Origin of the sequence: Oricola sp., assembly GCF_022763245.1 — a bacterium.
Taxonomy (GTDB): domain Bacteria; phylum Pseudomonadota; class Alphaproteobacteria; order Rhizobiales; family Rhizobiaceae; genus Oricola.
In genome coordinates this window covers 1-18,729 of record NZ_JALEGV010000005.1, presented here as the reverse complement: position 1 = coordinate 18,729, position 18,729 = coordinate 1, and the positions used below count along the sequence as shown (strand labels likewise).

Annotated in this window: 25 protein-coding genes and 1 pseudogene; 11 read left to right on the top strand and 15 right to left on the bottom strand. The window is 62.0% G+C overall.

Features of this window, described 5'->3' with window-relative positions:
- Nucleotides 1-47: 47 nt before the first annotated feature.
- Nucleotides 48-896, bottom strand: a complete 849-nt coding sequence (locus MRY80_RS00210) for a helix-turn-helix transcriptional regulator (protein ID WP_293286726.1) — start codon at nucleotides 894-896, stop codon at nucleotides 48-50.
- 71 nt (nucleotides 897-967) lie between these two features.
- Here MRY80_RS00210 and MRY80_RS00205 point away from each other — a divergent pair, with 71 nt between their 5' ends.
- Entirely contained in the window at nucleotides 968-2,359 is a 1,392-nt protein-coding gene (locus MRY80_RS00205; RefSeq protein WP_293286724.1) for an SLC13 family permease, read from the top strand.
- A 20-nt stretch (nucleotides 2,360-2,379) separates the two neighbouring features.
- Here the strand turns inward: MRY80_RS00205 and MRY80_RS00200 are convergent, their stop codons facing one another.
- Nucleotides 2,380-3,900: an AMP nucleosidase gene (locus MRY80_RS00200; RefSeq protein ID WP_293286722.1), complete on the bottom strand. Its 1,521-nt coding sequence runs from the start codon at nucleotides 3,898-3,900 to the stop codon at nucleotides 2,380-2,382.
- Between the two features lie 196 nt (nucleotides 3,901-4,096).
- Nucleotides 4,097-4,264: a hypothetical protein gene (locus MRY80_RS00195; protein WP_293286720.1), complete on the bottom strand. Its 168-nt coding sequence runs from the start codon at nucleotides 4,262-4,264 to the stop codon at nucleotides 4,097-4,099.
- A gap of 256 nt (nucleotides 4,265-4,520) precedes the next feature.
- On the opposite strand from MRY80_RS00195, the gene MRY80_RS00190 reads away from it, so the two are divergent.
- The gene (locus MRY80_RS00190) at nucleotides 4,521-6,920 is read left to right on the top strand and encodes an autotransporter domain-containing protein (protein WP_293286718.1); all 2,400 of its coding nucleotides are present in this window, start codon (nucleotides 4,521-4,523) and stop codon (nucleotides 6,918-6,920) included.
- A gap of 86 nt (nucleotides 6,921-7,006) precedes the next feature.
- Here the strand turns inward: MRY80_RS00190 and MRY80_RS00185 are convergent, their stop codons facing one another.
- Nucleotides 7,007-7,351, bottom strand: a complete 345-nt coding sequence (locus MRY80_RS00185) for a DUF2147 domain-containing protein (RefSeq protein WP_293286716.1) — start codon at nucleotides 7,349-7,351, stop codon at nucleotides 7,007-7,009.
- Between the two features lie 396 nt (nucleotides 7,352-7,747).
- Here MRY80_RS00185 and MRY80_RS00180 point away from each other — a divergent pair, with 396 nt between their 5' ends.
- Entirely contained in the window at nucleotides 7,748-8,014 is a 267-nt protein-coding gene (locus tag MRY80_RS00180) for a sel1 repeat family protein (protein WP_293286714.1), read from the top strand.
- A 145-nt stretch (nucleotides 8,015-8,159) separates the two neighbouring features.
- Here the strand turns inward: MRY80_RS00180 and MRY80_RS00175 are convergent, their stop codons facing one another.
- The 11 genes from MRY80_RS00175 to MRY80_RS00125 form a co-directional block, all read right to left on the bottom strand.
- The gene (locus tag MRY80_RS00175; RefSeq protein ID WP_293286712.1) at nucleotides 8,160-8,777 is read right to left on the bottom strand and encodes a YitT family protein; all 618 of its coding nucleotides are present in this window, start codon (nucleotides 8,775-8,777) and stop codon (nucleotides 8,160-8,162) included.
- An 89-nt stretch (nucleotides 8,778-8,866) separates the two neighbouring features.
- A complete protein-coding gene (locus MRY80_RS00170; protein ID WP_293286710.1) occupies nucleotides 8,867-9,967 on the bottom strand; it encodes a pyridoxal phosphate-dependent aminotransferase in 1,101 nt (366 codons plus the stop codon).
- 71 nt (nucleotides 9,968-10,038) lie between these two features.
- Entirely contained in the window at nucleotides 10,039-10,779 is a 741-nt protein-coding gene (locus tag MRY80_RS00165; RefSeq protein ID WP_293286708.1) for a sulfite exporter TauE/SafE family protein, read from the bottom strand.
- 436 nt (nucleotides 10,780-11,215) lie between these two features.
- Nucleotides 11,216-12,241: a site-specific integrase gene (locus MRY80_RS00160; protein WP_293286706.1), complete on the bottom strand. Its 1,026-nt coding sequence runs from the start codon at nucleotides 12,239-12,241 to the stop codon at nucleotides 11,216-11,218.
- A 184-nt stretch (nucleotides 12,242-12,425) separates the two neighbouring features.
- The gene (locus MRY80_RS00155; RefSeq protein WP_293286704.1) at nucleotides 12,426-12,596 is read right to left on the bottom strand and encodes a hypothetical protein; all 171 of its coding nucleotides are present in this window, start codon (nucleotides 12,594-12,596) and stop codon (nucleotides 12,426-12,428) included.
- The gene (locus MRY80_RS00150) at nucleotides 12,593-12,772 is read right to left on the bottom strand and encodes a hypothetical protein (RefSeq protein WP_293286702.1); all 180 of its coding nucleotides are present in this window, start codon (nucleotides 12,770-12,772) and stop codon (nucleotides 12,593-12,595) included. Before MRY80_RS00150 ends, MRY80_RS00155 begins: the two co-directional genes overlap by 4 nt.
- Entirely contained in the window at nucleotides 12,769-13,056 is a 288-nt protein-coding gene (locus MRY80_RS00145; RefSeq protein WP_293286700.1) for a hypothetical protein, read from the bottom strand. The genes MRY80_RS00150 and MRY80_RS00145 overlap by 4 nt, the downstream gene beginning before the upstream one ends.
- Nucleotides 13,053-13,424, bottom strand: a complete 372-nt coding sequence (locus MRY80_RS00140; protein ID WP_293286698.1) for a hypothetical protein — start codon at nucleotides 13,422-13,424, stop codon at nucleotides 13,053-13,055. The genes MRY80_RS00145 and MRY80_RS00140 overlap by 4 nt, the downstream gene beginning before the upstream one ends.
- Nucleotides 13,425-13,613: 189 nt before the next feature.
- On the bottom strand, nucleotides 13,614-13,976 hold the full coding sequence (locus MRY80_RS00135; RefSeq protein ID WP_293286696.1) for a hypothetical protein: 363 nt from the start codon (nucleotides 13,974-13,976) through the stop codon (nucleotides 13,614-13,616).
- Entirely contained in the window at nucleotides 13,973-14,233 is a 261-nt protein-coding gene (locus MRY80_RS00130; protein WP_293286694.1) for a hypothetical protein, read from the bottom strand. Before MRY80_RS00130 ends, MRY80_RS00135 begins: the two co-directional genes overlap by 4 nt.
- An 88-nt stretch (nucleotides 14,234-14,321) precedes the next feature.
- On the bottom strand, nucleotides 14,322-14,960 hold the full coding sequence (locus tag MRY80_RS00125; protein WP_293286692.1) for a S24 family peptidase: 639 nt from the start codon (nucleotides 14,958-14,960) through the stop codon (nucleotides 14,322-14,324).
- An 84-nt stretch (nucleotides 14,961-15,044) separates the two neighbouring features.
- Between MRY80_RS00125 and MRY80_RS00120 the strand changes: the two genes are divergently transcribed.
- The 8 genes and pseudogenes from MRY80_RS00120 to MRY80_RS00085 all read left to right on the top strand — a co-directional run.
- Complete coding sequence (locus tag MRY80_RS00120; protein WP_293286690.1) at nucleotides 15,045-15,245, top strand: hypothetical protein; 201 nt, start codon at nucleotides 15,045-15,047, stop codon at nucleotides 15,243-15,245.
- A 156-nt stretch (nucleotides 15,246-15,401) separates the two neighbouring features.
- Nucleotides 15,402-15,746 (top strand): hypothetical protein, encoded by a 345-nt coding sequence (locus MRY80_RS00115; protein ID WP_293286688.1) that lies wholly within the window; start codon nucleotides 15,402-15,404, stop codon nucleotides 15,744-15,746.
- Nucleotides 15,743-16,276 (top strand): RusA family crossover junction endodeoxyribonuclease, encoded by a 534-nt coding sequence (locus MRY80_RS00110; RefSeq protein ID WP_293286686.1) that lies wholly within the window; start codon nucleotides 15,743-15,745, stop codon nucleotides 16,274-16,276. Before MRY80_RS00115 ends, MRY80_RS00110 begins: the two co-directional genes overlap by 4 nt.
- A complete protein-coding gene (locus MRY80_RS00105; protein ID WP_293286684.1) occupies nucleotides 16,257-17,069 on the top strand; it encodes an ATP-binding protein in 813 nt (270 codons plus the stop codon). Before MRY80_RS00110 ends, MRY80_RS00105 begins: the two co-directional genes overlap by 20 nt.
- Entirely contained in the window at nucleotides 17,069-17,329 is a 261-nt protein-coding gene (locus tag MRY80_RS00100) for a DUF2312 domain-containing protein (RefSeq protein WP_293286682.1), read from the top strand. The genes MRY80_RS00105 and MRY80_RS00100 overlap by 1 nt, the downstream gene beginning before the upstream one ends.
- The gene (locus tag MRY80_RS00095) at nucleotides 17,329-17,841 is read left to right on the top strand and encodes a DUF669 domain-containing protein (protein WP_293286680.1); all 513 of its coding nucleotides are present in this window, start codon (nucleotides 17,329-17,331) and stop codon (nucleotides 17,839-17,841) included. The genes MRY80_RS00100 and MRY80_RS00095 overlap by 1 nt, the downstream gene beginning before the upstream one ends.
- Before the next feature lie 92 nt (nucleotides 17,842-17,933).
- Nucleotides 17,934-18,236 carry a hypothetical protein gene (locus MRY80_RS00090; protein WP_293286678.1) on the top strand — a complete coding sequence of 101 codons (303 nt, stop codon included), beginning with the start codon at nucleotides 17,934-17,936 and terminating at the stop codon, nucleotides 18,234-18,236.
- A gap of 3 nt (nucleotides 18,237-18,239) precedes the next feature.
- Nucleotides 18,240-18,729 (top strand): annotated as a pseudogene (locus tag MRY80_RS00085) (hypothetical protein); the annotation flags it as partial.

Sequence of the window (18,729 nt, the reverse complement as noted above, 5' to 3'; positions counted from 1 at the left end):
GCGCATTTAAACAGCGATTCTGCCCCAACGGAAGGGATGGAAACGGGTCAATCGGCCTGCCGGCCGTGCATGGCCTGGTCGCGTCGCTGACCTGCGCGATGGGCGAGGAAGCTCTGGGGCGGGCATCCGAAATGCTGGTGAAACGCGGCGACGAAGGCGCTCGGGCTGCGATAGCCGAGCGCATAGCCGATCGCGGTCGAGCTCTCGCCGCGATGCAGCATCTCCACGGCGGTCAGCAGCCGCAGCCGGCTGCGCCACTGGCGGAAGGTGAAGCCGGTCTCGCGGCTGAACAGGCGCTCCAGCGTTCGCGGGCTGGCGCCGGCAACCGCGGCAAGCTCGGCCAGTGACCGCCGGTCACCGGGATAGCGGCCCAGATGGGCGATCAGGCGCTGCAGCCTGGGATCGTGCCCGCCGGGCAGGCTGAGCGGGGCCTCCCGCAAGGTCTCGATCTCGTCCAGCGCGACGTCACCAAGCCTCTGAGCGCGCGGATCGGTGGCGATTGCATCGGCGTACGCCGACAGCCTCAGAATGATCTCGCGCATGAGCGGCGTGAGCAGGAGCACGGTGCAGCCGGCGGTTCCGGTGCGGATCGGTCGAGACGGATCGACATAGAGATTGCGGGTCTGCGCCGCGGTTTCGGTCACGACGTTGTGCCACGTTCCACCCGGAATCCACACTGCGTGGCTCGGGGGCACTATCCAGACCGAATTTCCGGAGACCACGCGCATCACGCCCTTCATCGCCCAGAGCAGTTGCCCGCGGGGATGGCTGTGCGGCGCGTTGGCGGCGCCGGCTGCAAGGTCGCGTCCGAAGGCGAGAACGGGCCGGTCCGGATCCTCGATATAGGCCGTCTCGCCCGGTTCGAAGAATGGCGGGTTTTCGACATCCATTGTCATGATAGCGATCTAGCGCAACTCCGCAAAACGGTCCACCTATGCGGCGATCCTAATTTCGGAGTATTTTAGTCATGAATTCTGCCCGGTCCGTCCGCAATCTCGTGATCCTGATTGCCTTTCCCGTGTCGGTTTGGCTTGCGATCGCGCCGCCCGCCGGATTGGACGCCATGCAGGGCCAGACCGCCGGCGTCGTGCTGGTGACGCTGGTGCTGTGGAGCACCGGCATCGTGCCGCCCTTTCTGGTCAGCCTGATTTTCTTCGCCCTCGTTCTGATCGCGGGCATCGCCACGCCGGACCTCGTCTTCGGCGGGTTCAGTTCGGCGGCTGTGTGGCTGATCGTCTCCGGCGCGGTGATCGGGTCGGCCATCGGCACGTCGGGGCTGGGCAAGCGTCTTGCCGCGAACTTGGCCCCACTGCTTGCCGGAAGTTACGCCCGGCTGCTGATCGGGTTGACGTTGGCGGGCATGGCGCTTGCTTTCGTCATGCCCTCGTCGATCGGCCGCGCGGTGGTGCTGTTTCCCGTCGGTCTGGCGCTCGCCGACCGCGCTGGCTTCGCGAAGGGATCGAAAGGCCGCATCGGTGTCGCCGTCACTCTGGCAGCGGCCTGCAACATGCCTGGCTTCGCCATCCTGCCGTCGAACATACCCAACATGATCCTGTCGGGCGCCGCCGAGACGATCCACGATGTCAGCTTCGGCTACACGCAGTATCTGGCCTTGCATTTCCCGGTTTTGGGCATTCTCAAATCGGCAGTTGCGGTGGCTCTGGCGCTGGTTCTGTTTCCCGACCGGGTGCGCGAGGCGTCCGCGCCGGCAACGGCGGGGGAAGAGGTCCTGGCCGACCGCGCAACGCAGGGCCGTGTCGCAGCGATCCTTCTGGCGACGCTGGCATTGTGGATGACCGACAGCCTGCACGGTATCAATCCGGCCTGGATCGGCATGGCGGCGGCGGTGGTGCTGATGCTGCCTCGGATCGGCGCGGTCGATCCGAAGAGTTTCAATGGGTCGGTCGATTTCGGCTCGGTCCTGTTCGTCGCAGCCGCGCTCGCGCTCGGCGCGCTGGTCAACGTCACGGGACTCGGCACGATCCTCGGCGAGGAATTGACGCGCGTCCTGCCGCTCGCGCCGGGCCACGACTTCATCAACTTCGTTTCACTGTCCGTGATGTCGGCCGCGACGGGACTGGTCACGACCGTCGCCGGTGTGCCGACCGTTCTTACTCCGCTTGCGTCGGGCCTGGCTGAGAGTTCCGGCTTCAGCGTGCCGGCGGTGCTGATGATCCAGGTGATCGGCTTTTCGACAGCCGTCTTTCCCTACCAGGTTGCGCCGCTCATCGTTGCGATGCAGCTCTCCGGCGAGAAGCTCGGCAGCGTCCTCCGGCTGACCCTTCCGCTCGCGCTGGTGACGCTGTTCGCGCTCGTGCCCGTCGACTTCCTGTGGTGGAAGCTGCTTGGCTGGATCTGACCGGCCGGGCAGGGTGGCTGCTACTGGAACGCCGTCTCGTTGAAGCTGCGCAGCTTTCTTGAATGCAGCCGTTCAGGCGGCATCTGGGCCAGTTTCTCCATCGCCTTGATGCCGATGATCAGATGCTGCGCGACCTGGCGCTTGTAGAAGTCGGTCGCCATGCCGGGCAGCTTCAATTCGCCATGCAGAGGCTTGTCGGAGACGCAGAGCAGCGTGCCGTAGGGGACACGGAAGCGGAAGCCGTTGGCGGCGATCGTCGCCGATTCCATGTCGAGCGCGATCGCCCGCGACTGGGAGAGGCGACGCACCGGGCCACGCTGGTCGCGCAGTTCCCAGTTGCGGTTGTCGATCGTGGCGACCGTGCCGGTGCGCATGATCCGCTTCAGGTCGTAGCCGGTGTAGCCGGTGACTTCCTCGACAGCGTCCTCGAGCGCGACCTGAACCTCCGCAAGCGGCGGGATCGGCACGGAAAGCGGGATGTCCTCGTTCAGCACATTGTCCTCGCGCACATAGGCATGGGCGAGGACATAGTCGCCGAGCGCCTGCGAATTGCGTAGCCCGGCGCAGTGGCCGAGCATCAGCCAGGCATGCGGGCGCAGCACGGCGATGTGGTCCGTGATCGTCTTGGCGTTGGACGGGCCGACACCGATATTGACCATGGTGATGCCGGTGCGGTCGCCGCGCTTCAGGTGATAGGCGGGCATCTGCGGCAGGCGTGCCGGATGAATGCCGGAAATCGGCTCCTTTTCGCCTGCGCGCGTCACGAGATTGCCGGGCTCGACGAATTCCGTGTAGCCGCCCTCGCGTCGCGCCACGATGTCGCGCGCATATTGGCAGAACTCGTCCATGTAGAACTGGTAGTTGGTGAACAGCACGAAATTCTGGAAATGCCCTGGGCTCGTCGCGGTGTAATGCGCCAGCCTGTGCAGCGAATAATCGACGCGCTGCGCCGTGAACGGGGCGAGCGGCAGCGGCTGGCCCACGACCGGCTCGAAATCGCCATTGACGATTTCGTCGTTGGTGGTGTTGAGGTCCGGCACGTCGAACATGTCGCGCAGCGGACGTTCCATGCTCGCCGCGTCGCTCTGTTCGACATAGGTGCCTTCCAGGAAGGCGAAATGCAGCGGAATCGGCGTGTCGGACTCGGTCACCGTCACCGGCACGTCGTGATTGCGCATGATCAGGCCGATCTGCGTCTTGAGGTAATCCTCGAAAAGATCCGGCCGCGTGACGGTGCCGACATAGCGGCCCGGCGCGACGACATGGCCATAGGCCAGCCGCGAATCCACATTGGCATAGCTTTCAGTCGTGAATTCGAGCTGCGGATAAAAGGCGCGCACCCGGTTGCCCGGCGCGTCGCCGCGATGGATCGCCTCGAAGCGCGAACGCAGAAACTGCGTGTTGCGCATGTAGAGCGCCTTCAGCGCTGCAACGGCGGCGCCGGCATCGGTGAAGGATTGCGGCTCGTAGGCGGGCGGCAGGTCGCAGCCGGCATTGGAGGCGGGGTTTTGCGGAAGAGTTTCAAGCGTCTGTATCGTCATGGCACCTTATAAAGGCGAAATGACTACAGGAAAATGGCGATCTCATCATTTCCTGCAAACACGCTGGAGACCCGTCGGCGCGAGTTTGAAGAATTGCATCTTCTGCGTCATCTCGCTTCTGTGTCGAGGTCGAGGGGCAGCGATGATCGACCAGAACGAGGCCGCCGGTGTCGCAGTTGGATAGCCCGCTCGTCCGTCAGTTGAGGAGGCGCAGGCAGTCGCGCGTCAGGCCGAACGGGCAGGCGCGGGCGGTTTCCGTCTTCCAGGAATAAGGTGCGCGGCTGGTCTCCTGGATCAGCATGGCGAGACTGCCGCCTGCGAAAGCGGCGGCAAGGCAGACGAGTGTGAAACGGCGTGCGAGCATGAATGTGTCCCCATTGGTATTCCCCGCGCCATGATCGCTCGTGACTGCTGAATGCTGCCTGATGTCGCCGTTCATCTGGCGTTCAAAATGGTTGACGACGCGGCCGGCCATGCGTCGTGGGCGCCTGTTGCATCACGGCCACATGCCCGGCTGCAATCCCGCTGGTCATCCTCCTGTCACATAACCTGCATGCGCCGGATGCTAGGCGGTCTCCATTGTTTTGGGATTTTCAATGGGGACGATGATGGGGCTCAAAATGGCATCGAAGCGCAACCGCACGAGCGCGTTTCAACTTCTGTGCGGCGTCTCGGCGGTAGCGCTCGTGGGTCTGACCGCAGGCAGCGCACAGGCGGATTGCGTACAGAACGGCAATGCCGTGGTCTGTGACGTGTCGGGTGGCGGGTTCAACGATTCCGATTTCGACAATGGCTCCGTCACCGTCGAGGACGGCGTCGAAATCGTCGAGGACGACGAAGGGATCCGCGTCGGCGAGAACGTCACGGTGCTCAATGACGGATCGGTCACGTCCGAGGACAATGACGGCATTCGCGTCAAGGACGGTTCCACCGTCACCAACAACGGGTCCGTCGACGCGCACGACCACGGCATCGAGGCCTTCGAGGAAGCCGATGTGACGGTTGTCAACAACGGTTCGATCGAGGCCGGCAAGGACGGCATCCGCATCGGCGAGGGTGGAACGGTCACCATCGGCGAGGGCGGTTCCATCGTCGCCGGAAAGACCGGCATCGACGCGGAGGATGATGACGAGGATCTGCTGGAAGACATCACGGTGGACAACGCCGGCTCGATCACCGCGCAGGACGGTCACGGCGTTCGCGTTGGCGACGGCAGCGTGGTGACGAACATGGCGACCGGCGTCATCGAGGCGACGAAGGTCGGCATCAATGTCGATGACGATGCGACGGTGATCAATGACGGCACGGTTACGTCCACCGGAGATCATGCCATCCAGGGCGACAATGGCGTCACGGTCACCAACAACGGTTCGCTTTACGGGGAGCAGGACGGCGTCAATGTCGATGATGAAGGCTTCGTCGTCAACAACGGTCATATCGAGGCCGGAGACGACGGCATTCAGGTCGAGATCGATTCCATCGTCGTGAACAACGGCTCCATCGAAGCAGACGCCGAGGGCGTCAATGCCAATGCAGACGGGGCGACGGTGACCAATAACGGGTCCATCCTGTCGGTCGATGACGGCATCAACGCCGCCAGAAACGCCTATATCGTCAACAACGGAACGATCACGGTCACCGGCGATCAGGACGGCATCGATCTCGACGACGGCACGGTGATCAACACCGGCACGATCATGGCCCTGGGGTCGGAAGACGGCATCGACTTCGATTTCGACGGTGCGGCCTCCTCGACCGTGACGAATACCGGCCACATCGAAGGCTATCATGGCATCTATGTCGACAATGATCCCGATGACGGCGACGGCATCGACGGGCAGGGCCAGGCCATCACTAATTACGGCACCATCATCGGCCGCAGCGGCACGGCGATCTTCCTCGGCTCGGGCGACGACACGCTGCAGGTTGGCACAGGCTCTCTGATCGACGGCGACATCGACCTCGGCGAGGGCGAGGCCGACACCTTCGAAATCATCGGCCCTGTCGCCGGCGTCTACTCTTTCGTCACTGCGCCGGACAAGGTGCAACTGAACGGGTTCAACGCCATCGTCATCGAGGGTGTTCCTGCGGTGAATCCACAGGGGCCGGTCGTCTACGCTCCCTCCAATGCGCTCACGATCATCGCGGTCGATTCATCGCCCTTCGTGGCGATCGACGCATCGGTCTCGGAATTCGGCATGGACCTCTCTCAGACGATCGCGACCGTTCCGTCGGCGGGCGACATGCTCTGGGCGCGTGCGTTTGGCGGCTGGTCTGATTTCGAGTCCACCGCGATGAACCAGGGCTTTGATCTGACGGGCGGCGGCCTCGTGGCGGGACGCGACTGGGACCACGGCGGCCAGACGTTTGGCTTGTTTGGCGGCGTTGCCGTCTATGGCGCATCGCTGGATGACGGCATTCACGACACGCAGTTCGTCGCCGGCTTCGCGGGCCTGCGTGCCGGTCGCGCGATCTCGCCGGAACTTTCCCTCAACGCCGATATCTGGCTCGGTGGTGCCGAAGCGCGGGTCGACAGTTCGCAATTGGCGAGCGGCGACGGATCGGCCACGGGATTGATCGCCGGAATCGATGGCGGCTTCGTCTTCGCGCCGACCGGCATTCCCTTCTTGCTGGAAGGAACGGCCGGCTACAACGGCTTCTTCGGTGACACGATGGATCTGAACGGCCTGGGTGTCGCGGTCTCGGGCGTTGCCTCGCATCATTTCCATGCGAGCCTTGAGGCGGGTGCACCATTTGCTTTTGGCCGCGCGACGGTGACGCCATTCCTGCGTCTGGAGGCCGACGCTTCCACCGACAGTGGCCTGACGGCTTCCTACATGGCCCAGAGCGTCGATCTGGCCGCCGACGATCTGACAACGGGTGCAGGCATCTTCGCCGGCCTGAAGATCAACCAGGTTTCGGAGGGCGGCTCGACCTTCGACGCCCGCGTCGCGGTCGGAACGGACAGCAACGGCACGCTGACCGCGGACGGTCGGCTGGGCCTCAAGATCCCGTTCTGATCGCTGCCGGTCTTCGGCAATGCCACGAAAAAGGGCGGTTCTCCGGTTCGGAAAGCCGCCCATTTCACGAACGATGGATTTTGGCGCTATTTGCGGTTCCAGGTCTCGCCCTTGCAGAAGGCAAGCACGCAACCCTTCAGGTCCATGGAGTTGCCGTCGACCTTGGCCTTGCCGGTATAGGTCTTGCCCGCGGCCAGGTCGGTGATCTTGCCCTTGTAGTTGGCGCCTGAGCCGGCGAGCTTGCCGATGGACTTCCCCTTGTAGCTGCCATTGAGCACGGTGCCGCAGAAATTGCCGCCGCCGCAGGGGGCGAACTTGACGAGCGTCCCGGTGCTGGGGCGCAGCCAAGTGCCAACGATCGGCTCTGCCGAAAGCGCAGGCGTGGCGATCATGCCGGCCACCGCGCCGGCGAGTACGAACTGTCGGATCATCTTTTCCTCCCGATGACTGGTCGGCCTGATGCCGCGCCAGTACATTTTGACCATTACGTAAAAGTAATCACAAATTCAAGCGAGCGCGCCGATCCTGCCGTCGCGAGCGGGCCGTGAAGCGTCCGGGTTTTCCTTTCGGTTTGTGGGCCAAGGTGAACAAAGCCTTTAGCGCGAGCCTTCAAATTGAACGCAAATTCGGCTCAAAAGCTATGAAAATCAGTTAGTTGTTCGGTTAACGCGATGTGAAATTTACGAAGCATTTGAGTTTTGTTTGCCCGAAATTAAGCACGCTTCTTAGCGAGGGATTCAGTGGGCGGGGCCATCCTGATCCCAACGCAGCAAGCAAGCTGCGGGCCGGAAAAGACCGGCTCCAGGATTGAAACAGGGATTAAGACGATGGCACGCATCGAAATGGAAAATGCCGAAATGGCCGCCCTGGGCGCGGCCAACAATGCCGACATCCTGTTTGAGATGGGCATGATGTATGCGACCGGTCGCGAATGCGACGTCGACATGGTCGCGGCGCACAAATGGTTCAACATCGCCGCCATCAAGGGATGCGGTCGCGCGGCGACACTGCGCGCCGAAGTGGCCGAGACGATGTCCAAGGTGGAACTCGCCCAGGCGCTGCGCGAAGCGCGCGAATGGATGACCTGCCACTGATCGGATTTCGGGGATACCGCTTCCCTTCGGGGATGCGCCCGGGCGGAGCGGTGGCGAGGCGGGGATGGATCGCCGCCGCTCCGTCTCAAGACTGCGATCTGCGCGCGCTGATTGATGCACGTATGTCACACGGCCTGCGCCAAACCTAGCTGAAGGCCATGTAGCGGCCCGGCTTGTGATTGACGCCGAGGATCAGGTTGAAAACGACCGCTCCGGCCACCGACCATGCCAGTTGCTCCAGCGAGACGACGAGCGCGCCGGCACACAAGATCACCAGATCGACACCGAGTTGCACATAGCCTGCGCGCAGCTTGAAGCGCTCCTGCAGGAAGGCGACAAGGATGTTCACGCCGCCGAGACCGGCGCCGTGGCGGAAAAGTGCGAGCAGACCGAAGCCGATCATCGCGCCGCCCATCATCGAGGCGACCAGCGGATGCACGAATGACACGTCCACGCCATAGGGAAGCACTCGCACCATCAGCGACATTGCCGTGACGGCCGCGAAGGTACGCAGGATGTAGCCCCAGCCGAGACTGCCGACGCCGAAGAGGTAAAAGGGCAGGTTGATCGCGAAAAAGAGCGCGCCGAAGCCGAACGGGGTCAGATAGTCGAGGATCAGCGCGACTCCGGCAAGCCCGCCCAGCACGAGCGATGCCTGCTGGTAGAGGAACACGCCGAAGGAGACGAGGGCGGTGCCGATGGCGATCGCGAACACGTCCTCCGCCAGGCTGTGGCGGGTTCGGGTCGGGTCGAGCCCCGTCACCTCTTTGCGATCCGTCTCTTCTGTCAGCTCTTTTTGCATTGCAGCAAAATAGACCGGAGCCGCCGGCCGCGCAATGCGGCCAGTGCCCGTTATCCGGCGGCTTTCAGTGCCTCCGGCAGGGCGGCCGCGAAGCAGTCCAACTCGTGCGGCAGGCCGCAACTGACCCGGATGCAGCGGTCGAGCCCGGGCGCCATCGGTTTGCGGATGAAGACCTCGCGGGCGTTCAGTTCGCGCAGGACACGCATCGCGTAGTCGCCGTCGCGGCCGCAGTCGAGCGTGACGAAATTGGTCGCCGAGGGCAGGGGCGCGAGGCCGTTGGCCGTGCCGATCGCGGCGATATGTTTTCGTGCCGCTTCGATCTGCATCGTCACCTGACCGAGCCAGGCCTGATCCGCCAGCGCGGCGAGGGCGGCGTTTTGCGCCATGATGTTGACGCCGAAATGGTCGCGCACCTTGTGGAACTGGGCGCAAAGTTCCGCCGGTCCGAACAGGTAACCGACACGCAGCCCGGCAAGCCCGTAGACCTTGGAGAATGTGCGCATGCGCAGCACGTTGGGCCGCATCGGCAGCACCGGCGGGAGCGCGTCCGGCGGAGCGAGTTCGCCATAGGCTTCGTCGAGGATCAGAAGCGTGTCTTCAGGCAGGGTGTCGATGAAGGCTTCCACGGCGGCAGCACTCCACCATGTGCCCATGGGGTTATCCGGATTGGACAGATAGACGATCCGGGCCTCTTCGCGCGCGGCAGCGACGGCCAGCGCGTCGAGATCCTCCTTGTCATCACGATAGGGCACGGTCACGAGGCGGCGGCCATAGCCGGCGACGTGGTAGTTGAAGGTCGGGTAGGCGCCGGCCGAGGTAACGATCGGATCGCCGGCATCTGCAAAGATTCGCACGGTCAACCCGAGCAGATTGTCGATGCCCGATCCCACGACGACCTCGTCCATCGCGACGCCGAGATGGGCCGCCAGGGCCAGGCGCAGCGCCCGGATCTCCGAATCGCAGTATTTCCAGACCTCTTCACGCGCCGACGCTTCCATCGCGGCGATCGCGGCAGGCGAACAACCGAAATTGCCCTCGTTGGCGCCGAGCCTGGCCTTGAAGCGACGCCCGTTCTCCCGTTCGAGCTGTTCCGGCCCGACGAACGGGATCGTTGCGGGCAGCGAGGCGACAAGCGGGTTGGGCTTGGGCATGGGCGTCTCCAACAGTGGGGCTGACAGCAAGCGCCAATGAGACGCGCTGTCAAGCGCTCTCGGCTCGCGCGCTAGAACAGGAATTCGAAAATCATCTTGACCGACAAGGTGAAGAGGATGAACAGAATGATCCGGTCGAAAGTCTTCGCGGAGAACCGTCGCCCGATCGCGCTGCCGATCGGCATTCCGACCCCCATCGGCACGAGCGCAAGCACGCTCAATTGAGCCCGTTCCCACGTCATGATCCCGAAATGGACCTGCATCGGAAGCTGCACGAGCGCGATGGCGATGAAGGACAGCGATATGATCAGGACGAATTTCGGCCGTTCCAGGCGCAGCGCATTGAGAAACGAGATGCTCACTGGACCGGAAATGCCCACCGCTCCCTGCAGTCCGCCGGCAAGGCAGCCGATCGGGAGGACAAGTCGGTTCGCCGCCTTGGGCGACAGGCGCCAAGTGGGCCTGAGCAGCCGGAAGGCGACGAAGAACAGGACGACGATCGCGACATAGAGCAATAGCGCGTCTCCGCTGATCTTCGCGAGCGCGACGGTTCCGATCGCCGCTCCGAGCGCCGACGCCCCTGCGAACGTGTAGAGAAAGTAGCGATTCACGGGCTCGCTCCGGTTCTGCCAGAGCTGGACCGCATTCGATGCGATGTTCGGAAAGATGAGAAGGGCGACGGCGGTCGGCACATCGTAGAGCAGCGCGACGATCGGAACCGCCAGAAGCGGCGTTCCCGCTCCGGTCGCCCCTTTGAGTATGCCGCCCAATGCGAAGGCGAAACCGACGAGGATCATGTTCTCGATATTCATCGCTCCCTCGTCTTGAGATCCCGCGCCAGACATCATCGCACGTATGGGGTGACCTGTGCGCACAAGCGCGCTGCTGCGCAAGCCCTCAGGTCAGAAGTCGTCGACGAACGCGGGAGGGGGGCGCTGGCTGCCGCATCGGGAGGTCGAGCCATGGTCGGTTGTCACTGAAGGGAACTCCGCCGCCGACCCCGCGTGATCGTGGCTGCCGAGGCGGGCGCGCGCCGAAGAACACCTGCACACATCGAAAGGACACAGAGGTGTTGCAGGAAGCCCTCGGACATGGCAAAGAGCGCTCATTCGAGACGGTTACGACAGCTGCGACCACCAGACTGCGACTGACCGTCCTCGACGCCGAAAAGGCCGACAGGCCGCAACGGCTTGGAGAGGTGGCCGAGTGGTCGAAGGCGCTCCCCTGCTAAGGGATGGAAACTGCCATCTAAGCCGTTGAAATATCTCGAAACGGCTCCGCAGTCCCCCAATTTTCCCCCAATTCCCATCCAAAACGTCTCACCGCATCCGCTAGACCGGACGGCGCAGACTTCACATATCGCTGGTATTCGTTCGACTTCCATCCGCCTTCGGCTTTGAGCGAAAGCGGGTCTTTGTTGACCGCATAGTGCCACGTCGCCCACGTGTGACGCAGGACGTGCGGTGTGACCTTCACATCGAGCCCGGCCGTCTCGACGGCATAGGCGAAAGGATTGCGCACTTGGCCGCCCCGGCCGATTTTCTCCTTGAATGGCTTTCCGTCAACACGGCGGAAGACCGGACCTGGCCTGCCTATGGTTGGAATGCGAGAGAGGGCGGCAACAACGCGCGGGATCAGTGTAATGGTTCGATCCTCGCTGTTCTTCGTGTCGCGCAGTACGGCATACCTGGCGGACAGGTTCACGTCAGCCCCGTCGAGGCGGATTGTCTCGCCCATGCGGCAGCCTTGACCAAGCAGGAACGTCATGAGCGGCGCAAGATACGGGCTTGGCTGGCCTGTGGCGACGCGTATGAGAGATTCCGCCTGCTCCGGGGTTAGAAAAACCGTCCGCTGTCCGCCTCCCTTGGGAGCGCGGAGCTTGTCGTCCTTCACGAAATTGATGATCGCGGAGACCGGAACGTAGAGCTGCCGACGAACGGTGGCTGGCGCAGCTCCGGGATAGAGAGCGTTGGCGGCGCGCGCCATGGCTGCGTTGTCGATCTGTCCAAGCTGCGTTTCGGCGAAGCGGTCGAGAAGCCGCGGCAGGAACCGTCCATCCTTGCCGCTGCTGAGATAAGCGTTGACGGCAACCGCAAAATTCATCTCGCGCCAATCTGCCGGCGCAGGATCGGAGTACTCCGCTATGATCGCCGGGAGCGCGTCCCGTGCCCTTGCCTTGCCAGTTTCTCCCGTGCTTCGCTCAACGCGGTGACCGTTGATTGTGCCGCGCGCGATCCAGTACGGGCTTTTCGGGCGCTTGACGAGTTTGAGCATGCCGGCGGCTCCATGATGCGTTCCAGATCTTCGGGAAGGAAGAACATCGCCCTCCCGATCTGACGATAAGCCCCGATCTCCCGCGCCCGCCGCCGCAATTCGCGCTCGCTGATTTCCACACCCTTCGCTAACAGGATATCCACAACGTCAGCGGGGGAAATCGCCTTGTCCAGAACCGGCGCACTCAACGCGCATTCTCCGCTGCGACAAGCTGCTCGTGGTCGTATCCGTCGCTCGCCACTTTGAGTGCGGCGAGGCCCATGCCGAGAACGCCAACGAGAGCTAGAACGATCAGGACGGAAAACAGGCGCCGGTCTTCTTGCTGGCGAATGATGAAGCGATCGGTCGGGGTCATGTTGCGTCCTCGATCAGAGATCGAAGGATGTCTTTCACGTCATCAATCGTCTTTGCCTCGTCCACGGCGCGAAGGATGCTCTCGCGGCGCAGGATGGCTTTCGCTTCGATCATGCCGATACATTGCGACTGCATCAGCGTCCGAATGGTTGCGGCGTCTGGCGTGAACCTGCTCATGCCGCATCATCCCGGCTCGCGAATGCTTCGCCATAGAACTGGCCAAGCTCGCCGACGACGATGAACTGTTCTGTCGGATGTTCCTTCGCCAGCTTCGCGGCCTGCTCGGCTGCGGCACCCTGGCTGTCATATTCGAACGGCCACATAGACGGCCTGATCCGGCCGGTGTCGTCGCCGCGACGGAATACCCAATAGCCTCCGCCAATCGTCTCGTTGTTGCGTGCCATCTTCGGGTTTTTCAGCCACCCGCCACGATGTTTCTTTGGCTTGGTCTGGACGGTCATGACGATGTCCTCGTCGCTCTGATTTCAGTGAGATATCCGGCCCTGAATTGCTGCCAGTCGGCCCACTCGCTATCGACATCCGCGCGGCCTTCGCGCCAGCAATCAAGAAAGGTGAAAGCGTCCTCGCACTCGGCAGAAGTTGCGAACTTGATGGCGGCCATGAATTCTATTCGCTGACTGTCCAGCTTTTCGCGCGACTCTTCCAAATCGAAGGCCAATGCCAATTCGAGATTGGACAGCATCTTGCCTTCATAAGCGGCCCATGGCTCGCCGTAACGCAGCACTATTGCCCGTCCCTCCACGAGCTGCTGGACGGTGTATTTTCCGTCGCTCGTGGTGATGTTGAGACTGTATGGCTGGTCGGTCATGATTGGTCTCCGGTCAAACGGGGTCGTATGTCGCGTCGCATGTGCGGCAACGAAAAGCGGCTACGTACTCTGAGTCGTACTGCCAGTCGGGGCGCTTGCACCCTCTGTCGCGACAGATTCGACGCATAGCGGCCTTGTCCTCCATGGCCTGCTGTTCGGCCTCGTAGAGGTCATCTGCGGCATCGCCCATCACGCCGCCTCCCGATGCCGTCCCGCCTCGATCCGCGCGCCGTAGCGACGAATGAACCGGGCGATGACCAGAAGATCGCGATTGGCGATCAGCCGGTTCGCATCGAACGTCCAGTGGTTCTCGCGCTTGCGGTTGATCTGCGAAATGACGGCCCGCTTGTGCAGAGCAATGGCGTCATCAACCGTGGCAACGCTCGGCCGACGCAGGGCGCATGCCGACTTCATCAGGAACAGATCCGGCCGGTTGACGTATTCCGCGACGATGCGGCGGAAGCGTGCGCGATCCTGCTGGCGAAGCTCGGCGTTCAAGGCCTGCATCTTCGTCAAGATCGAGTCGGTTGCGCGGGTGAGGGCGTCCGTCATGCCGCCACCTGCGCGATCTTAGCGGCTTCAATCGCCTTGGTGAGATTGTCTCTAAGTGCGGTAGCTTCCTCAATCGACATAGTCAGGTAGTTGAGGTGCGTCGTATCGCGTTTGTTGCCGTAGCGATGACGGTAATTCTCAACGTGCATTTCGATGCGCCAAGTCGCTTCACCAGACCGGCCACGGCAAGCGCGTGTGGAGAATTCCGTCCACTCGTCATCAACCCCTGATTTCTGGGTGATCTTCACCTTGTCCATCTCGTGTTCCTCTCGTTTGATGAGAGGAAAATAGGAATAGTCCTATCTTATGTCAATAGGAATTAGCCTATCGTACCGGCAAAATTTTTTAGAGGCGGCGAGCGGCCCAGATCACGCGGCCAATGACCTGCAAATCGGTGTCGTCAACTTCGTACCGAGAATGGAGATGGTTGTCGCTGATCAGCACAATCCTGTTTTGGCCGGGGATCTTCTCCACGCGCTTGATGACCGTACCGCCACCGTCATAGATGACGAATATGCCGGGCTGCGAAACCTGCACGTCGCCCATATCGACCATGACGCGATCGCCGCTGGACAGCGTCGGTTCCATGCTGTCGCCGCGCACCTCGACGATTGCCAGGTTATTACCGGACAGACCGAGATAGTTGCGGAGGTACTCTGGATTGAAGGGCCAGTCGCCCTTTCTCGCCTCTGCAACCGCGAGGGCTCCGGCGCCAGCCGAAACGCGAACATCGTATTCAGGCACGACTTTGTAAGCGGATCTAGCTGTGCCAGAACTTGCACGCGTCGCGCCCAATTCCGTTTCATCGATATCGAGGATTTCAGCGAGCCTCGCGCGATCGCGCTCCTTAAGTTGCTGGGGGATGTTCCGATGAATGAACTGCTGCATGTAGGCAGGGTTTCTGCCTAGAATTTCGGAGACCTTTTTTAGGTCCAGTCCACGCGCCTCGATCTCGCGCAGAATTCTTTTTCGAACGGCGTCCATGATTTTTTATCAGCACGCCCGTTGACAGGCGTCCAATAGGAATATACCTATCACGATAGGAAAAGGACTATCAGGCCAATCGAGATGAGTGAAATCGAAGCATTCAAGGCAGAAGTCGAGCGGTTCATTGAGACCCACAATCTCAATCCGACGCAGTTCGGCAAGACCTTTGCCGGCGATCCTCTTTTTGTCTTTCAGCTTCGTGATGGCCGAGAGCCGCGTACCGCGACCCGGCAGAAGATTTCGGCGGCCATGTCCGAGTTCGAGAAGGGAGCAGCCGCATGATTATCCTTCTCCCATCTCGCCTTGGTGGCCCACGTGCGCTGTCCATTTTCGTTTTCTCTCCGCTGTTCCTTGATCGCGTTGGTCTCGCTGATCGGAACGTAAGCGAAGGGACTGAGCAGCATGTGCAGAATTTCTCAGCAAACGGAGCAGAAAGTTATGAGTAGCGCCGATGTGGCATCCGACTATGTGCGGCGGATGGTCGAGGCCGAGACGCGGGGATGGGGTGATCAATCGAATGCCTTGAACCGGATCGAGCAGCGATACGGCATTCCGTTCTGGACATTAAACCATCTTCGTTCGGGGCGGGCGAAGACAGTCGAGGCGACGGTTTTCGGGCGCATCCGTGCCGCTTACCTCGACTTGTGCGAACGGCAGATCGCAAAACTTCAACACGAAATCTCTGTCGAGAAAGCGCTCCACAACGATGACATTGATGCAGATATTGAGCGCGAGGCTGAGGCTCTGCTGGCGCGCGTTCTGGCGAAGCGGGGGCAGAAATGACCGCCGCGACCGCGATCAAAACGGAGACCTTGGCGGGTACTCCGATTAGCGACGGGGCCGGGGCCTCCCACTCGGTGCCCGTCGCAACATTCACGCTGCCCGAACCGCCATCGACGAACAACCTGTTCAAGAACGTCAAGGGCGTCGGTCGGGTCCGGTCATCGCATTATCAGGACTGGCTGATGTGCGCGATCACGGCCATGCGGATGCAGAACATCAAGAACGTTGATTGCCGCTGCATCGTCGTTGTCGGCGTCGAGCGCAACTCGCTGCAGTCTGACATCGACAACCGCCTGAAAGCCACGCTGGACGCCATCGTCAAGGCAGGCGTCCTTTCTGACGACAGCCTCGTCACCGCCGCGCTGCCCGTGTGGCTGCCGAAGGCGAACGCAATGGCTCATGTCCAGATTTTCGAGTGTCGGCATCCGCTGACGCTGACAATTCACCCGGCACAAGACGGCGCGAGTGCCGCGGTGATCGTTTCCGCGCCCCAACACGAAGGAGATGACGATGGCTATCAGCCTCTCTGATCTCAAGCAGGTGAGGGCGGACAAGCCGCCGCGTCTGCTTATCTATGGCCCGCCCGGCATCGGCAAAACGACGCTGGCAAGCGAATTCCCTAACGCGGTCTTCCTGCAGGTCGAGGACGGAACGCCCGGCGACGTCGAGCTGACCAGCTTCGGCAAGCTCAACGCGTTCGACGACGTGATCAGTGCGCTCGCCGCGCTCTACCAGGAGGATCACGATTACAAGACCGTGGTCATCGACTCGATCACCGAGCTCGAGAAGCTCGTCTTTGCCGAGACGTGCCGTCGCGGTGACGACAAGGGCAATGCCAAGGCCAATATCGAGGACTTCGGTTACGGTAAGGGCTACGTCTATGCCACGCGCGTCTGGGCCGACTTCCTCGAGGCGGTCAACGCCATCCGCACCGACAAAGGCATGGGTGTCATCCTGATCGCACATTCCGAGGTCCAGCGCTTCGACGATCCGGAGACGGTCTCCTATGACCGGTACGAGATCGACCTGCACAAGAAGACGGTCGGCATGATCGAGCGCGAGATGGACGCCATTCTCCTGCTCAAGCAGCCGGTGACCGTGAAGTCGGAAGAGCAGGGGTTCAACAAGACCCGGGCCCGTGCCGACGGCGGCGGCGTCACGCTGATCCATGCGATCGGCAAGCCGGCCTACACGGCCAAGAACCGCTACGGCATTCCGAACGCTATTCGGTTTGACCGGGGCAACGGCTTCGCGGCCCTCGCGCCGTATCTGCCCGGATATGACGCGCCGGCGCATGCAGAAGAGAAGAAGGAGGCCGCGTGATGTCCGAAGAACCGGTAGCGCGCGCCGAACTGCGCCAACTCATCGAGCGCATCGAGCGCTTGGAAGAGGAAAAGAAAAACATCTCCGATGACATCAAGGAGGTCTACGCCGAGGCCAAGGGGCGCGGCTACGATACCAAGGTCATCCGCGAAATCATCCGTCTGCGCAAGATGGACCCGAACGAGCGGCAGGAGCTTGAAGCCATTCTCGACCTCTATCTCGAGGCGCTTGGCATGACGAACATGAAGGAGGCCGCATAGTGGCTAATCTCGGTGGAACATTCGATGCAACCCAGGTCGAGCCGAACGGCGACTTCGATCCCGTCCCGGCCGGCGAATATCGCGCCATGATCGTCGACAGCGAGATCAAGCCGTCGAAGGCCGGCGACAACATGCTCAAGCTGACGTGGAAGATCGACGGCGGCGAGTATGATGGGCGCCTGGTCTGGCAGAACCTCAACCTGTGGAACTCCAGCCCTAAGGCGGCTGAGATCGCGCAGCGCGAGCTGTCCTCGATCTGCCATGCGGTTGGAAAGCTCAACGTGCAGGACAGCGAAGAACTGCATCACCTGCCTTGCCTCGTTCGCATCTCGCTGCGCACGCCGGAGGGATACAATCCGCAGAACGAGGTCAAGGGCATCAAGGCCGCAGACGGCTCCAAGCCCGCGACGGGCGGCTTTGGTGGCAATTCGCCGACCGTACAGCAGTCGAATGTCGCGCCAGCCAATTCGAGCGCTTCGAACGGTTCGCTGCCGTGGAAGAAAACCGCGTGATGTAGCCGCCGGACGGGCAAAGGCCTCGTAAACCGACCCGCCCGGCATCTCACAACCAACGTCTTTCGACATTGAACGCGAGGAGCGTGACAATGAACGCTATCGATTTGCCTAGCAACAGGCACCCGGTCGACCAGCTTGGCCAGATCCGCGAAACCATCAAGCATCTGCAAGGCCGCGAGAAGGAACTCCGCGACGAAATCAGCGAGGCTATGGGCGACGCTGACAGCCTCGGCGGCGACGAGTTCATCGCCAGCCAGTCCGTATCGAGCCGCAAGGGCGCGATCGACGCCAAGGCGATGGAAGCCGCCGGCCTCGATCCCGACCGGTTCCGCAAGCCCGACACGACCGTCTTCACGATCCGCACCGAGCGGCGCGTGGTCGAGGAGGTGTGAGCGATGGCTGCGAAAACCAAAAAATCGAAAGCTGCTGAGACGCCGAAGATCGTCGCCTACAAGGGCTTCAACGCCGATCTGACGTGTCGCGATTTTCAATACGAGATCGGTAAGACATACACGCATGACGGCAAGGTCGAAGCATGTGCATCGGGCTTCCATGCCTGCGAGCATCCTCTGGACCTCTTCCAGTATTATCCGCCTGCGTTGAGCCGATTCGCCATTGTTGAGATGGCCGGCAGTACTGCCAAGCATGGTAGCGACACGAAGATCGCGGCCGCCGAGATCACAATCAAGGCAGAGTTAAAGCTGCCCGAATTGATCCAGGCGGCTGTAAAATATGTCTTCGATCGCGCGAAGTGGATCGACGGGCCGGTGGCGACTGGTGACAACGAAGCTGCCACGGCCTCGGGCGATCAGGGCGCTGCCACGGCCTCGGGCTATCAGGGCGCTGCCACGGCCTCGGGCACTCGGGGCGCTGCCACGGCCTCGG